The sequence below is a fragment of the Enterococcus sp. DIV1368d genome (assembly GCF_050542975.1).
GTDB lineage: Bacteria > Bacillota > Bacilli > Lactobacillales > Enterococcaceae > Enterococcus_D > Enterococcus_D casseliflavus.
This window is the reverse complement of the sequence record NZ_CP172939.1, coordinates 1,185,562-1,200,530: the sequence shown is the minus strand read 5'-3', so window position 1 is coordinate 1,200,530 and position 14,969 is coordinate 1,185,562. Positions and strand designations below refer to the sequence as shown.

Here is a 14,969-nt window from a genome sequence, read left to right as displayed (position 1 = left end):
TCTATAGTATGTTTTGTCCAACTGCTTTTTCGACATTTTCTTGAATCATTCGCTTGCCGATTCCTCGGGAACCATCATAATCAGGAATCAAGATGACTGCAGGTGTCATTTTTTGTTGGACTTTTGCTAATTCATCGGGAATCAGCTCGGCACATTTTTCAGTCAGGTAGATGATCGTACTGTTCTTCATTAATTTTGCCAGCGCCTGCTTCACTTCTTTTTCTTCCGAGGCATAGCAGACCTGAAAGCCAAATAGTTGAAAAGGAATGACGGATTCTTTCTCGCCGATTACGCCGATTTTATGAGTCATAGTGCCGCATCCTTTCTCTGAGTTGTTCTTCCGTAAAGCCACTGCGTTTGCCTACTAGCAAGATACGCAGATTTTGCAGTTCCAAAACCTTAGCATTCAAAAATGCGAGTAAAGGCAGTGGTCCTAAAGCATCCGTTTGGGCTTGGCCATAGCTTTCTGTGATCAAATTGTCTTGCAAAAGTGCCAAGCCAGCAAAGTCGATCACCTGTTCATGAATCAAAGGCCGCAACACTTCCTGATAATCACTTTCTAATAAGAAGGCTAAAAAGTCACTATAGGACGCATCCGCAAACGCTAAAAATTCTTCTTTCGGGATACTACCGACACTCACTAAGACTGCCTCCATAAAACTGCGCGATCGTTTTTGAAGTACACAACGAGCGGCAATCGTTATATTGGTCAGATCGATCATCTTGATGACAGCTTCTTGTAGCTCAGGGATCTTGATTTCATCTGCCAGTCGCCGTTGTTCATGTAAATACCGGCGATCGTAAATAATATCGATGCCTTGCAGCACGGCGCCGCCTTCTAAGTACTCCCGCACCTCTTGAATCGTAGTCACGATTTTCTCAGGCAATACCTCTGAGGTTCCCGTTTTGATGGCGGTCCGACACTCATCGATCGTGTAAAAACCATCTTCGATCAGTAGATGATCATAATCTTTTCCAGTGACTGACTCTTTGGTCAAGACTTTTAGATTATGGAAAGTAAAAGGCATCATATACAGTCGGAGGATCTCTTGATCAGGAACCAGCTCGGCCAATTCTTTGATCGTCTTTAACAATTCTTCATCGAGATAGGTTTCGAATCGTTCATGAAAATCTGGCTTTAAATAGCGTTGATAATGGGTCTGCTGCAAGACAGCTTCGACTTCAGCAAACCCTTTTGCCGCAATCATTTGTTCCACTTCTTGCGGCTTTAGCAACGTCATCTCTTTCAGCCGAATGATTGGATTCAATTGATGATAGTTCCTCATGGATCAACCTCCTTGTTGTATGATCTGCAACCACCGTTCCCGGGTTTCTTTCTTGTATTCATCAAGCAAAACCTGATAGGTAAAATTGTATTGAATGCCGTTGTCATCCACCAAAAAGCCTGCTTCTGACAATGGTGCGCCTGCTTTGATTTGATACGGTAGTTTTGATTGACAAGACGTAAGCCAAGCGGCATCTAGATGGGCTGCTTGCTCAGGACCAGCGTGGAAGGTCACCGTCCCGCTGATCGGCAGCTGTTGCAGCACATTTTCAGCAAATGACTGCAGCTCTTCTGGCGTCCAGGCAACCATTTGTTGATACGCTTGCTCAAAAAGTTGTGTCAGGTATTCGTTTTGTTTCACCATTTGCTGCTGCTTAGCGGCACTTGCTTGGCGATTCAGCGCTTGCTGATAATTTTTTTCGGCTTGCTTTTTTGCTTGCTGGGCACGAAGCTGCAAGTCCGACTCTTTTTTCGCCCAGTCACGTGCCATCGTTTCACTGATCCTAGCACGTTCAGCGGCAGCCAAACGTTCCCGTTTTATCTGCGCTTCTTGGTCTAGTTCAGCAATCATTTTGTCGATTGCATCCATACCTTCGCCCCCTTTAAATCGTTCCTAAAAGTAAGAAAGAAATAACAAAGCCTAAGATGGCATACATCTCAACCATTACTGAGAACATGACCCCTTTAAAGAAATGCTCTGGTTTCTTCGCTAAAATTTGAATCCCAGCTGCAGCGACCTTCCCTTGGGCCATTCCTGAGAATAAGCCAGTAAAGGCAACTGGCAGTGAGGCCATCAAGTACGCCATACCAGTCACTGTCGACATTTCACCACTTAAGCTACCATAGATCATAAACGCAATAACGAATCCGTATAGTCCTTGCGTTCCGGGAAGCAATTGTAAAATCAAGGCTTGTCCAAACTTCTCCGGCTGATTCGTCGTTAAGGCTGCCGCTGCTTCACCAGTTTGGCCCACCCCTTTGGCTGAACCGATCCCAGAAAAGATCGTAGCGATCCCCATTCCGATAATTGCAAACACCATACCACCATTATTATTAATTAAGTAATCAATCATTTATTGTCTCCTCCATTTTCTTTATCAAAATCAACGTATTTCTCACTTGGCTTAAAGGTTTCAAATTGGCGCCCCCCACCAATGAAAAATTTCCCGAAAAACTCTACATATTGTAAACGAGCGGCATGCACATACGCACTCAGTAACGATAAAAAGATGTTTAAAGCTTGTAGGACAACCAATAAGAGAATGCCTACAGAAAAACGAGCGGCTGGCGGCAAATAGCCCACCAATAAGTTGAAGGCTGCTGCGATACTCCCACCAGAGATCCCTAATGCCATCAAGCGGCTATAGCTGACAAAGTCGCCGATGTAACTGGTCACACCGTACAAGTCATACAAGCCTAAAAAGAAGCCGCCCACTTTGGTTTTCCCTTTCAGAATCGGTACCACGATGATCAATAAGGCACTAAAGCCTGCTAAAATCAAGCCGACGGTTGTTAGTGCTGGGACATCGATCAAAAGATTGCCTGCGGCTGCCACTAAAAGACCACTCAAAAGTCCTAGCCATGCAAAGCCTTCGTTGACTGCACCTAAAAGATCCTTTTTGCGGATATTTTCTTTGGCTGCTAAATAAAGGCCTGTAAACAGTTGGATGCCACCAAAAATCATGGATAGACCAAAGATCGCCATAAAATCTTCGGAGGGCGATAAAAGTTGGAAGGGCAATGTAGCACCAAAGAAGGAGCCGTAGATTGCGCCCCAAATCATAGTTGGCACAGACAAAATCTGGAACAATTTCAGAAACCGTTTGGTCCCTTTGGGCAAACGCAAGGCGTGTAGCCCAATCGTGGTCGCGACAGCCATTAATGCACCATAACCTAAGTCAGCCACCATCATACCAAAGAAAACATAGTAAAAGGGCGTCATCCATGGGGTTGGATCGATCTCATCGTATTTTGGCAGGCTGTACATTTCCGTCAACATTTCAAAGGGTTGAATAAACGAGGCGTTTTTTAGTTTCGTTGGCACTTGATTGGCAGCGATCTCCTCTGCAGTGGGTTCTTCAAATGAATAGTAAATCTCGTTGGCAAAGGATTCTTGGACCATTTCCGCCACTAACGGCTGATCCTTTTCTTCGATCCAGCCGCGCAAGAGGGCAAAGGTCTGACCAGCTGCTAAGCGCTGTTGCATCATTGCCCGATTCTCACGAGTCAAAAACAGTTCTTCCGCTTGCTGCAGCAGGATCAGCCGTTGTTTGTGCTGACTGATTTCTGTAATCAGTTCTTTGCGCTGCTGCGTCAAGGAAGTCAAGGCTTGTTTCGTATTTTGCAAAACCACTTTTGGTGATTCGGATGTCAGGCCAGTTTCTTTCTTCACCCCATATCGGTGAAACAATTGGAACACTTGCTCTTCGATCGCTGTTAAAAACAGGCAGCTGAAATTGACTTTTTTGGGTTCAGAATAGATCACTTCGATATGAACCTCTTCCAATTGACGCAAGGCTTCAGCTAGATCTTCCCAGCGTGGGCCTTCGACACTCCCAGCAAAAAAACTTGTATGTGCAGGCGCTTCGATCTCCAAGGGTACGTCAAGATTTTGCCATTGTGTCGCCCATTCTTCCGACTGCGTCGCTGCTTCGATCGCTTCGATCGTCTCTACCCAGCGCTCCTGCAAATTCTCGACTTCAACCAGCTCTGTTAATGCTGCTGCTTCATCGAAGCTTGTTTCAAAGTCCGACAGCCGCAAGGCATCTCGTTGCCATTCTGTGCCTTTTTTCGCATCACCATTTTGGCGAATAAAGCGGATCGCTTCTTGCAATCGACGAATCATTGGTTGATGAGAAGCACCTTCTGGGGTGGCTCCTGCAAAAAATTCCCGCAGCCAAGTTTCGTTCGCTTCCTGCTCAAATACGTTCTCGATTTCAACAAACTGCATCGTTTGCAGCTTCGTCAATAACCTTTCTTGGTAGTGCTTCGGGGTGATCAACGTTAGTTTATTTAGTTTGGTTACTGCCATAAGTCCCGATCACTCCTTCAACGATCTGTTGAACCGCTTGCTCTTGGAAGCTTTGCATATTTTTTTGGTAACGATCTAACACTTGCTGATTCTCTTTTGCCAGCTGCTGCTTTTGTGCTGCTAGTGACTGTTGCAACTGCTCTTCGATTGTTGCTTGTTCTTGAGCAAGCGCCTCTTCTAAAGCGGCTGATCGCTCTTGCAATGCTTGTTGCTGCTGCGCTTCTTCCGACTGCAATTCTTTTTTCAAAGCGCGCAATTGCTGTTCATTGGCTTCTTCTGCTTCTCGTAAACGAGTCAAAGCTTCTCTCATCGATTCCCCTCCTATAATGATTTGTATTCTCAACTGAAAAATAAACAAAAAAAGCATACCTCACGAAGAAGTATGCTGATATGAAAAAAGGCCAGCATTCCTCCAAGAATGTTTGCCTCACCCCTTGGCAAACCTGATCCTTGAAGCATAAAAAATGCTCAACCTTTGTCTATTTTATTTTTCAATTCCTGAACTATTATAGCAAAAAACGACGTTCTATTCAAGTGAAATCATCTTTTGTGAGAAAAAAGTGTTTTTCACCTATTACTGATTCACTTGCTACCTACCCAACTTTCCACCTAACATTTGCCAGGGATCGGATTGTTCTTACTAAATTGAAATCGGTCAAAATCAATTTAAGACTTAGAATGGTATGAATGAAGAACGTTGAGATTTTTTGAAAATGCTAGACATCATTTGATTGGTACCCAAAAGGAGATAACAGTTCCAACAACCCATTCGATCCCTGACAAATCTTAAGTGAGAAGTTCGCTTATTTCGCTTCTCTTTTTATCGGTGGCAGCGGTTGGCCCTTTTCTTCACAAATGAAATAACCGCCTCGATAAAGGCATGTGTATATTTTACCTGGTTCCATTGTTAAAGGAAGCCCATTTTTTAAATACATCGGTTTTCTTTCCATTGCGCTCACCTTGTCTTTCGTGGGAAAATCAGTCAAAATAAAAAACAACAGCTATTTCTAATCTTATCTTCAAGATTACCAAAAAATAAATCAGTTTTCTAGTTTTTTTAATCAAAATATCGAAATTCTATCGATTATTTTATATAAAAATGGATATTTAATGAAGTGTGTGTGTAAAGAATGAACAGGAGGAAAAAAGGATGTCAGATGAACGTTGGTTTCAAATTAGAAGAAAGCGAAACATCGAATTGGTTCTTTGTTTGCTTGTCGTCCTGCCGATGGTCTATGGCTTATGGTTTCAGCTCGCTTTTTTGATCCACTACATGTCGTTTTTGTTTCTGGTAGCTGTCTTCACTGCAATCTACGAAGGAATTCGTTGGATCTGGGCTTTTATTAGAAAAAAACGAGCGTGAAAAAGCTTGGCTCTGCTATAATAAATGAAACGAGCAGAGAGGAGTGCTTCTATGAAACGAATCATTATGGCTTGTGACTTACAACATGCCCCCAAAGCTTTACAAGAATCCGCCCTTTCTTTTGAGCCTTTTCTCCCGAATTCTCGAAGTGTCGCAGAGCTTTTTTATTCCGCCTATCATGAAACGACAGATGACGAAGGGGAATCGCTTGCTGACTGGCAAAGAGAGCTGAGAGAGACCGCTGACGGAAAATACGGTCCCTTGATTCCAGAGCTTTCTTTTCAGTTACAAAAGGATGATCATCCTATCGGTGCCGTAGTAACCAGCACGTTTCAAGAGCTTCCCCTGCTATTATTTGTCGTTATGGACGCAGCCTTTAAAGGCAACGGCTTATCCAAGCTGCTGATGAAGGAAGTGATCCAACGAGCAAAAGGCATGGGACTCATTCACCTTTACTTGGTAGTGACGGTTGAAAACCAGCCAGCCTACAAGCTGTATGAAGCATGCGGTTTTTCTTTTGCAGGTGAAAGCTGGGCTGATCTTTCTCCTTAGCTAAGCTTGCAAGTTATCTAAGTCATTTTCTACTATTTGAAAAGGAGCTTCCAACCAATGAATGAACGAGTAGCTGCTGCGATCCAACTGCGGACTGAAAAAAAACTCCAACAATCAAATGAACAATTGATTCAATTAGCTGCCGAAAATCCCCAAGATGCCTTTGTGCAGTACCAAACGGCTTGGAGCTATGATCTTTTAGGGGAAGAACAACAGGCAATTCCTTATTATGAACAAGCAATCGCGTTAGGTTTATCAGAAAACGACTTGCCAGATGCCTACCTAGGTCTAGGCAGCACCTATCGTGCCCTCGGCAATTATCAAAAAGCCGAAGACGTGTTTTTACAAGCGATGAAGCAGTTTCCAAAAAATCATGCTTTGCAAACCTTCTATGCCATGACACTGTTTAATCTCGCCGAGTATGAGCAAGCCACTAAACGATTATTGACCCTGCTTGCCGAAACCTCTAGCGATCCAGACATCCAGTCTTACCGACATGCACTTTTGTTTTATGCGGATAAACTCAATGAGACATGGGCATAAATATACCCTATGAAGCAACTCCTCCGCTCCCTTTTCTCGTAAAAGGGAGTCTTTCTTTTGGATATCTCGCGATCATCCTTTGCTACCACCGACTGTCCTTTGAACCTTTTCCTCCAAGCAACGCTACCCATCATTATCGAATTTTTCGATAAAAAACCAGTTGACGGCTCTCAATAAATCTGTTAGTTTATCTATGTTTTTTTAATAACAGATTGGAGGAATGACTATGCCCTTTATTGTCTATTTTTTCCTATCCTTATTGATCATTTATATTCCGACACCAACCCTTTTGTTGTTTTTTCAAAAACTCGCCTCGCAGCATGACAATCTGACGGCTTTCAGTAAACTTTTTCTATTATTGATGATCTTGCTAGATTATTACTTAAGCTATTATTGGTTAAAAAACTGCAAGGTCAAAAAAGCGCACTACCTTTATTTAGTCTTTGTCAATGTCTTCGAGTGGCTGATCCACTTCTATCTTTATTCACGATTTGAAATGATCAATCTACTAGTCATTTTGTTGTTCCAGACTGTGCTTTTGTGCTGCATGGTTTTCTTCCCTTTGTCGGAGAAGTTCCGACGTTTCTTATTTACATAGTCAGTGAGAAGAAGGGTTCACAGTTTTCGGTTTCCTTGATACACTATCCTTATCTATTTGCGAAAGGAAGTGCGCGTATCCACACACCGGAACAAGCTCTTGAAGGTTATATTCAAGCAACCAATACCCACGATTTTCGTCAAGTTCAGCCATTCCTTGGAAAACAGGCGATCTATTACTTTTCTGATGCAACCTGTCGAACACCTATGGAAATTTGCCAATATTTTGAGAATGCTTGGGACTTAATCAAAGACGAACATTATCATATTTCAGATGTACAATGGCTCCACAAATCTGCTCAATCCGCAGTCTGTCTTTATACGTATCACTATGAAGGTTTTCTGAATGAAGAATTTATTGAAGGCTCGGGTAGAGCCACGAATATTTTTGAAAAGATCGAAGGAAACTGGGTTTTGGTCCACGAACACTTAAGCTCCTCAGTTACCCCCTAGCCTACGTCATGATTTAAATGATCACAAGAACTGATTTACATTGCAAACCACCTTTGTTACGATTGATAAAAAGGATGTGTTGTGATGTCATTGATCGTCTTGATTGGCGCACAAGCCGCAGGGAAAATGACTGTGGGCAAAGAACTGGAAAAACGATTGGATGCAAAGCTTTTATTCAATCACCAGACCATTGATCTTTTTGCGAACTTTCTTGGCTATAGCCCCGCAGCATTCGCTTTGTCTAATCAAACACGGATCGAGCTCTTCAAAGCCTTTGTTCAAAATGAAGCCAATAATACGACAAAATCAATCATTTTTACGGTCTTGATTGGTTTCGATCAAGCGGGAGATTTAGCTTTTTTACAAGAGATCGCCCAACTATTTACCAATGCCCAGCAAAAGGTCTATTTTATCGAACTAGTGGCTGATATTGAGGAACGCTTAAAGCGCAATTGCCATGAGGACCGTTTAGCCGCAAAGCCGTCAAAAAGAGCGCTGGATTTTTCTAGAAACGAGCTTTTGTCTTCGTTTGAAAACTATCGTTTAGAAAGCCTGCCACAGGAATTAGCTACCCTTTTTCCAACGATTCCTTCGCTGAAAATCAACAATACCCACTTATCACCTGATGAAGTGGGTCAAACAATTATTGCCCATTTTTCCTTGACTTAAGTGCCAAAAAAACGCCATTCTCAAGCTTTGCTTCAATACGAAATTGTCTATTGACTTTGACGCTGCGTCAAGCGGTATCCTCTAATCAAGAGGAGGTGTCAAAATGAAGGTTTATGTTATGCCAATGTTTTATCAATTGAAGACAAACGATATTGAACAATCATCAAAATGGTTTGCAGAAATCTTGGGTTTCCAGTCATTGTATCAGTTTCGCAATCAAGAAAATCAAGTGACGATGGACCATCTACGTCTTGCTGACTACCAAGATTTGATGCTGATTACCGCAGACTCGTTCACTGTTGGCGATGGGGCAATTTTGAATGTAGCGATAATTGATCTTAGGAATATCGCTCAAAAAATTCCCGAAAAGTGGATCGTGGAACCTTTGATGGAAAAGCCGTGGAATGCCCTTGAAATGACCATCAAAGACCCCAACGGTTATTTGTTTACCCTAACAGAGGCAAAAGACAAAATGGAATCAGACTTTCAAATCTTGATGGACCAAACCAAGGATTATTTTCAATAAAAGGAACCGAGTAAGAAGGATGGCTTTCTTACTCGGTTCTTTTTCTCTTTGTATTACCAGCTATCTAATACATATATTCTTATAACACAAAAGAGAATTATTACTCATATAAAACAAATAAAAAGAACACAGTTTATTTATTTTGAATACTTTCATTGTTTTTGATTCTGTTCAAATATATAATGGTTTTATCTTAATAAAAAGAGTGACGTAATGAACGTAAAAATAATTTCAAGTGGTTTTTCTGAAAAATCCTTTGAGAATAAAGTCAACCAGTATTTAGACTTTATTCAGGATAATGGTTTAAAAATTGTTGAGATTCAGTATCGCCCAAGTTTTTACGGCTATTCTGCCATGATCATCTACAACTGATCCTATACAATTCCTAAATCAGTGTAACGAATGATACACATTCCCCAAACGAAATTTTATCAACATCATATTTATTCACACCGACTTGAGAACATGTTACACTAAGCGAAAAGGGGGAGTTCCTATGGAAAAGAAATCGCAGCTTCCGTGGTACAAGCGCAAAAAGTTCTACCTTCCAGTTGCCGTCGTCCTCGGCGTGATTGGGGTTCTTCCCAGTCTCGTCTCTCTTTTCGGGGTATCGATCGATGATGAATTCAATCCTGATTACTATTCTGATCCGAATGAACCAATGTTCAAGAAAAAGCAAAACTGACTGTTGCGATGCCGTATGCAGGTTTTTTAACCAACAAAAAAAGAGCAATCACTCGCTGTTGTGTTTGCTCCTTTTTTAAAAGGGATTCGGCAGACCTACGCACCTTGACAGGGTAAGCTGTTTGGGGAGAGGGCGTTTGAATGCGCGAATGAACAGTAACTTATTACGTGAAACCACTTATACTTTTTTCCTGTTAAAAAATCAATTGCTAACCAATCACAAAAGATCGATTATTTGAAGAAAGAAAAAACGTTAGCCATTAGTTCTACAACTTCCCAGGGAAAACTAAAAAAATCAAACATCCATTTCTCCTCCTTTAATTGACTTTCTTCAAGTTTACCCGCAAAATAAAGCTGTAACATATTTGGACTATTTTTCCGTCCACTTTTTTTAGGAGGGATTTTTTGAAGGCCAATGACTTGTTAAAAGAGTTACGAACGGAACGAAATATCTCACAGCGAAAATTGGTTGAGAACATTTCAGAACGCAGTACACTGGCAACCTTTGAACAAAAAGGGCACCGCATCGCCTTTGATATTTTGCACCAGTATTTGGACCGCTTAAATGTCACTTTGGAGGAATTTGAGTATCGCTTGGATGACAATCAAGTCAGCGAGAAAAAGCAGCTATCCAAACAGTTGACCACCGCTTACTATGAAAGCAAGTATTCTGAAGTCCTCTCTTTGATTAACAAAGCCCAAGCGCTGTATAAAACCACGAAGGATTTCTTCTATTATGTCCTGTATAGTCAATTCTTTTTGATTTTAGAGAAAAAAGGCGTGGTTACCGACGAGGAAGAACGGTGCATCATCGAAGCGACCATCAAGAAATACTTGGAACGCATCGACACGTGGGGAAAATTTGAAATCTCCTTATTTACCAATCTGCTCTTCCTCTTTTCTGACGAGTACATCTTGTATCAAATGAAACACCTGAATAAAAAAATTTTTTACAGCAATGCGTTAAGTATCAATTATCAAATCTACACAAAATTGCTGACGAATGCGGCTTTCTTGTTTATCGATCGCAAAAAACCTGCCGAGTTGGCGCATGTGCTGACGTATCTGGCCGATCACCTGCCGCCGGACAATGATCGTATCCGCTTGATGATTCGTTATTTCGAAGGCATCTACGCCTTGTTTCAAGGAGATCGTATGCTGGGAATGGCCACGATTGAAAAAGCACTGGATTATCTGCGTTTTATTGGGCAAGAAGCCTTTGCCAAAGAATTAGAGGCACTGGCTCAGAGTATCTAAAAAAACCTGCTTCTTCCTCTCAGTAAGAGAACGACTCTCTTACACGGAGGAAACAGCAGGTTTATTTTTTTCTTAAAGCAAATGCAATGCTTCTTTCCAGAGCAAGACCCGTTTGACGGAAGCATTCAAATCAGCTTCTAAATAGCGCCCATCTTCAACCGCTTGTACCACAAAAGGAATCTGTTCTTGATAGGTAGAGGAGATCACTAGATCATTTCCCGCCTGCAACGCCTGTAATGCGGCTTCTTTTTGCGGAATGAACTCAGAAAGTCCTGCCATATCCAAGTCATCCGTCATGATGACCCCTTTAAAATGCAATTCATTTCGCAGCAGCTCATGCACGGGTTTTGAAATAGAGGCGGGTACGGTCTTATCGATACTATTGACGATCGTATGGCCGACCAAAATACTGTCGGCACCAGCTTTGATCCCTGCGGCAAAAGGCAGAAAATCCGTTTCCCGCAGTGCAGATAGCGGGCGGTCATCGGTGACGATTTCGACATGCGAGTCACGATTGTTGCCATAGCCAGGAAAATGCTTCAAGGTAGACCCAACGTGGTGTTTCTGTAAAACATGAACCACATGTTCTACAAACGCACTCGTGCCCTGCGCATCCATGCCAATGGTTCTGTCGTAGATAAAGGACTGCGGATCAGTGGAAACATCGGCAACGGGAAACAGCCCAGCATTGATGCCGTAAGCTTTTAAAATTTCCGCTTTCTTTGCTGTATCTTCTTCGATCGCTGACCATCCACCTTGGGCATACAGCTGTTGTGGTGAGAGAAAACGCTGATCCGTAAGGTTCGGATTGCGGCTGATGCGAGTCACTGTGCCCCCTTCTTCATCCATACCGATCAACAGCGGAATGGCGCTGGCTGCTTGGTAATCTGAAATTTTCTGTTTCAAGCTCTCCGCCGTCTCATTTTCGGTATCACGGCCGAATAACAGATAGCCACCAAAGTGATACTTTTGAAGCTCTTCGATTTGATTGCTTTCTGGCACACGCACAAAAAACAATTGCCCGACCTTTTCCTCCAAACTCATCGTGGCGATTTTTTCTGCTATTGCCTCTTCTGGCTGTTCTTGCGTGGAAGTTGAAACAGAAGTTGACGTGGAAACTGAGGTGGGTTCCTGACTTTCCCTGCTTTCTTCCTGTGTTTCGTCCCTCAAGCTGCTTTGCTGGATCATGGCTGGCTCTTCGGTTTGCTGTTTTTGCTGTTCTATCATCCACTTCATCCCTCCCATTGCTACTAAGACCAAGAAAAGAAACAGTCCCATAGCGAGTCCTTTTTTATTCATAGGTTCCCCTTCCCCTCTAAACAAGTTATTGAGAATGATTAAGCCAATCCTTAGAAAGAAAAAAGTGAACCACTGACGAAATATTCGCAGATGATTCACTTCAATGGATGTTATCGTTCTTTTTTACTCGTTAAACGAACCGTCGGATCAGCCGTTTATATGGTACCGCACGCCCTACGATGTAAATCAACGCAGTTTGTATCGGGAACATGATGACTGCTTTTAGCAAGCGGACCGACCAGATCGCCCAGCTTGTCAAAGGAATATTCAGCATCATAGCTAACCAGATCGGTGTTAAGATCAAGGTTATTAAAAGTGTATTTAACAAGACGACCATCGCCGCTCGTTTTAATGTGACTTCTTTCCGATAAAAGAAGTAGCCATAAATCAGTCCACCAACGAAGGCATTGATGGTAAAGCCGAAAAAGTAGGCTGATTTTGGAAAAATCACCATTCCTGCGATATCGGCTAATGAGGAGCCAACTGCTGTCCAAAACGGACCAAACAGCATACCCATGATCAGCTGTGGTACAAAGGAAAATGTGATTTTGATATAGGAGGTTTCAAACCCCAAGATTTGCGACAAGACGACCATTAAGGCAATCAAAAGTCCCATGACCGCAATCATGTGTGCATCGACTTTTCTTTTCATAGCGAGCATCTCCTTTTAGAGTTGCTACAAATTCATGCAGCGAATGCGAAAATAAAACCGCGAACGAATGATCGTTCTTCGTCCGAAAGGCAACATCCCATCCTTTCAGCACTTAACGCTTTATTTCCTACTCTGATTTTTTTTAGGTATTGCTACCCAGACACACTATAGCATACAAGCGCGGACTGCTACAATTTTTCTTGCTTATTTTCTTGTACAAAATCTGCCAATGTTCGCTTTTCTTTTTTTGTGCATCAAAAAAACGCTTTTCTCATGTGAATCTTTCTACCACCAGTAGGTGAGCAGGAAACATTCTCAAAAAAAAGCGTTCATTCCTGTTTCTTGTTTCCTTTCAAGCCTTATGACAATTTACCCAATCAGATTGTCATTGATCAATACCGATTTGATGTCGCGTAATTGATGATCGATAGCAAGCTGCTCATGGGTCATTGTTGCGGTAACCTCTTTTATGGCATGCATTTCTTCATTCAATTCGTTGATATTCGTTACTAATTTGTTCAATGCTTCAATAATCAATTGATTGTTATCCATGGTGAAACACTCCTTTTTGTAATGGTTGAGGTTAGTCTTCTTCGTTGATTGGCTGCTTCATCGTACCAACGGCGGCAACTGCGCGTTTCGTTTTATAAAACAATTTGTATAAAACAAGAACGACGACTGGGATCAGTCCGCATAAGATGTAGATTTGCGAATAATCAAACAGACCGTGTAAGCTTCCTAGTGCATAGGGACCTACGCCTAAGCCGAGATCCAGCCCGATGAAATAAGTGGAGAGCGCTACGCCGACTCGGTGAGGATCGACTTCTTTCAGACAGACAGCTTGGCCATTGGACATGAAGGTGCCATAGCCCAAGCCGACAAAGCAACCCGCAAGCAACAACATCCAGCTATTGCCAGTAATACTCAATAAGAAAAGACCCAGGGTCAAGAAAAGAAAGCTAGGATACATGACCGCATCTGCGCCATGGCGGTCAAACAGTTTGCCCGTCATTGGCCGTGTGAAGGTCACAGAAAGTGCATAGACGATGAAGAAAAAGGCACCGGCCGTTTCTAACCCAAGGTCACTAGCATAGATCGACAAGAAGCCGAGAACGCTGGAATAAGCCAACCCGATCAAAAAGGCAATCCCAGAAATGAAAAAAACTTTTGGTTCGACAAAACTTTTGATGGACCATTTTTGCAGCTGTGCTTTGTGTTCTTCCGTCAATGGGATGTTTTTGACTGGGAACCAGAAACAAGCGATGGCTGTTGCGATCGATAAAATAGTTGCTAACCAAATAATGAAATCAAAGCCGACTGTCGGTAGTAAAAGCATACCAATAAAAGGTCCGACCGCCGCTGCTAAACTAGTACTTAATCCATAGTAATTGATCCCTTCGCCATGTTTGGAAGCTGGGATATAAGCGGTGACGATCGCATTAGCCGCAGTCGAGACGGCACCATAAGCAAAGCCATTGAAAAAGCGCACTGCATTTAAAATATAAATGTTGACTGAGACCAAATAAGCAGCGGTGGTAATGACATAAAACAATATCCCCCAGCGCAAAACGGCTTTACGACCAACTAATTCTAAAATTTTCCCAACATACAAGCGAGCGATCAAGGTCCCGATAATGTAGATCCCCGCTGCCAAGCCAGCTTGTGCAGTGGATGCCCCTAACTCCTGCGTGGCAAATTTCGCGGTGATGACGACAAAACAATAATACACGAGAAAGACGATAAAATTGATCAAGGTAATCGTGATAAACCCTTTGTTCCATAGTTTTTCATTTTTAGTTGACGGCAACGAGCTGACGACTCCTTCTTGATTGGTTTCCCTATCTGACATGTTTCTTCCATTCCTCCTGTTTGTGCTGTGATGCGTTTTACTATACCGAAACTTCCTCTGCTTGAAATGCGCTTTTGCTGTTAAAAAAGAGCATTAACAAGAAACATTAACATTTGTTATTGCTTTTTCACCAGAAATGTCTTTTAATGAAGCATGAATAGAGGAAATTTCAGATTTTTTTCAGAAAATGTTGGGTTGGCATGAAGTGA

General features: G+C 42.3%; 20 protein-coding genes, 1 riboswitch and 1 other annotated feature. Of the genes, 10 read left to right on the top strand and 10 right to left on the bottom strand.

Annotated elements, in window-relative coordinates; all coding sequences use genetic code 11:
* Position 1: 1 nt before the first annotated feature.
* The 6 genes from IGJ44_RS05615 to IGJ44_RS05590 are packed head-to-tail and all read right to left on the bottom strand — an operon-like array spanning position 2 to position 4,626.
* A complete protein-coding gene (locus tag IGJ44_RS05615; RefSeq protein WP_005225570.1) occupies positions 2 to 310 on the bottom strand; it encodes a V-type ATP synthase subunit F in 309 nt (102 codons plus the stop codon).
* Positions 300 to 1,286 carry a V-type ATPase subunit gene (locus IGJ44_RS05610; RefSeq protein WP_060793071.1) on the bottom strand — a complete coding sequence of 329 codons (987 nt, stop codon included), beginning with the start codon at positions 1,284 to 1,286 and terminating at the stop codon, positions 300 to 302. Before IGJ44_RS05610 ends, IGJ44_RS05615 begins: the two co-directional genes overlap by 11 nt.
* 3 nt (positions 1,287 to 1,289) lie before the next feature.
* Positions 1,290 to 1,874, bottom strand: coding sequence for a hypothetical protein (locus IGJ44_RS05605; protein ID WP_167826799.1), 585 nt, complete (start codon positions 1,872 to 1,874; stop codon positions 1,290 to 1,292).
* Positions 1,875 to 1,887: 13 nt separating this feature from the next.
* The gene (locus IGJ44_RS05600; protein WP_005225567.1) at positions 1,888 to 2,358 is read right to left on the bottom strand and encodes a V-type ATP synthase subunit K; all 471 of its coding nucleotides are present in this window, start codon (positions 2,356 to 2,358) and stop codon (positions 1,888 to 1,890) included.
* Positions 2,355 to 4,316 carry a V-type ATP synthase subunit I gene (locus tag IGJ44_RS05595; RefSeq protein ID WP_167826800.1) on the bottom strand — a complete coding sequence of 654 codons (1,962 nt, stop codon included), beginning with the start codon at positions 4,314 to 4,316 and terminating at the stop codon, positions 2,355 to 2,357. The genes IGJ44_RS05600 and IGJ44_RS05595 overlap by 4 nt, the downstream gene beginning before the upstream one ends.
* Complete coding sequence (locus IGJ44_RS05590) at positions 4,294 to 4,626, bottom strand: hypothetical protein (RefSeq protein WP_015509344.1); 333 nt, start codon at positions 4,624 to 4,626, stop codon at positions 4,294 to 4,296. The genes IGJ44_RS05595 and IGJ44_RS05590 overlap by 23 nt, the downstream gene beginning before the upstream one ends.
* 110 nt (positions 4,627 to 4,736) lie before the next feature.
* Positions 4,737 to 4,790 (bottom strand) — a sequence feature (sodium ion sensor (DUF1646 type); this cis-regulatory element may regulate processes involved in with the transportation of sodium ions).
* A 676-nt stretch (positions 4,791 to 5,466) separates the two neighbouring features.
* Between IGJ44_RS05590 and IGJ44_RS05585 the strand changes: the two genes are divergently transcribed.
* The 10 genes from IGJ44_RS05585 to IGJ44_RS05540 all read left to right on the top strand — a co-directional run bounded on the left by IGJ44_RS05585 (position 5,467) and on the right by IGJ44_RS05540 (position 10,960).
* Positions 5,467 to 5,679, top strand: coding sequence for a hypothetical protein (locus IGJ44_RS05585; RefSeq protein ID WP_005225563.1), 213 nt, complete (start codon positions 5,467 to 5,469; stop codon positions 5,677 to 5,679).
* A 24-nt stretch (positions 5,680 to 5,703) separates the two neighbouring features.
* Positions 5,704 to 6,231: a GNAT family N-acetyltransferase gene (locus tag IGJ44_RS05580; protein WP_430606267.1), complete on the top strand. Its 528-nt coding sequence runs from the start codon at positions 5,704 to 5,706 to the stop codon at positions 6,229 to 6,231.
* A 57-nt stretch (positions 6,232 to 6,288) separates the two neighbouring features.
* Positions 6,289 to 6,774, top strand: coding sequence for a tetratricopeptide repeat protein (locus IGJ44_RS05575; RefSeq protein WP_430606265.1), 486 nt, complete (start codon positions 6,289 to 6,291; stop codon positions 6,772 to 6,774).
* Between the two features lie 226 nt (positions 6,775 to 7,000).
* Positions 7,001 to 7,372, top strand: coding sequence for a hypothetical protein (locus tag IGJ44_RS05570; RefSeq protein WP_430606264.1), 372 nt, complete (start codon positions 7,001 to 7,003; stop codon positions 7,370 to 7,372).
* Entirely contained in the window at positions 7,315 to 7,824 is a 510-nt protein-coding gene (locus tag IGJ44_RS05565; RefSeq protein WP_231434972.1) for a YybH family protein, read from the top strand. The genes IGJ44_RS05570 and IGJ44_RS05565 overlap by 58 nt, the downstream gene beginning before the upstream one ends.
* Before the next feature lie 84 nt (positions 7,825 to 7,908).
* Complete coding sequence (locus IGJ44_RS05560) at positions 7,909 to 8,493, top strand: hypothetical protein (RefSeq protein ID WP_167826803.1); 585 nt, start codon at positions 7,909 to 7,911, stop codon at positions 8,491 to 8,493.
* A 103-nt stretch (positions 8,494 to 8,596) separates the two neighbouring features.
* Positions 8,597 to 9,019 carry a VOC family protein gene (locus IGJ44_RS05555; protein WP_167826804.1) on the top strand — a complete coding sequence of 141 codons (423 nt, stop codon included), beginning with the start codon at positions 8,597 to 8,599 and terminating at the stop codon, positions 9,017 to 9,019.
* A 213-nt stretch (positions 9,020 to 9,232) separates the two neighbouring features.
* Positions 9,233 to 9,391 (top strand): hypothetical protein, encoded by a 159-nt coding sequence (locus tag IGJ44_RS05550; protein ID WP_167823014.1) that lies wholly within the window; start codon positions 9,233 to 9,235, stop codon positions 9,389 to 9,391.
* Positions 9,392 to 9,515: 124 nt separating this feature from the next.
* Positions 9,516 to 9,704, top strand: a complete 189-nt coding sequence (locus IGJ44_RS05545) for a hypothetical protein (protein ID WP_005225554.1) — start codon at positions 9,516 to 9,518, stop codon at positions 9,702 to 9,704.
* A 404-nt stretch (positions 9,705 to 10,108) separates the two neighbouring features.
* A complete protein-coding gene (locus IGJ44_RS05540; protein ID WP_015509338.1) occupies positions 10,109 to 10,960 on the top strand; it encodes an Rgg/GadR/MutR family transcriptional regulator in 852 nt (283 codons plus the stop codon).
* Between the two features lie 72 nt (positions 10,961 to 11,032).
* Here the strand turns inward: IGJ44_RS05540 and IGJ44_RS05535 are convergent, their stop codons facing one another.
* The 4 genes from IGJ44_RS05535 to IGJ44_RS05520 form a co-directional block, all read right to left on the bottom strand.
* A complete protein-coding gene (locus tag IGJ44_RS05535; RefSeq protein ID WP_430606261.1) occupies positions 11,033 to 12,259 on the bottom strand; it encodes a glycoside hydrolase family 3 protein in 1,227 nt (408 codons plus the stop codon).
* 130 nt (positions 12,260 to 12,389) lie between these two features.
* The gene (locus IGJ44_RS05530; protein ID WP_005225551.1) at positions 12,390 to 12,920 is read right to left on the bottom strand and encodes a folate family ECF transporter S component; all 531 of its coding nucleotides are present in this window, start codon (positions 12,918 to 12,920) and stop codon (positions 12,390 to 12,392) included.
* A gap of 26 nt (positions 12,921 to 12,946) precedes the next feature.
* Positions 12,947 to 13,048: riboswitch (THF riboswitch) on the bottom strand.
* Between the two features lie 232 nt (positions 13,049 to 13,280).
* Positions 13,281 to 13,463 (bottom strand): hypothetical protein, encoded by a 183-nt coding sequence (locus IGJ44_RS05525; RefSeq protein ID WP_369907782.1) that lies wholly within the window; start codon positions 13,461 to 13,463, stop codon positions 13,281 to 13,283.
* Positions 13,464 to 13,494: 31 nt separating this feature from the next.
* A complete protein-coding gene (locus IGJ44_RS05520; protein ID WP_167826807.1) occupies positions 13,495 to 14,760 on the bottom strand; it encodes an MFS transporter in 1,266 nt (421 codons plus the stop codon).
* Between the last annotated feature and the right edge of the window lie 209 nt (positions 14,761 to 14,969).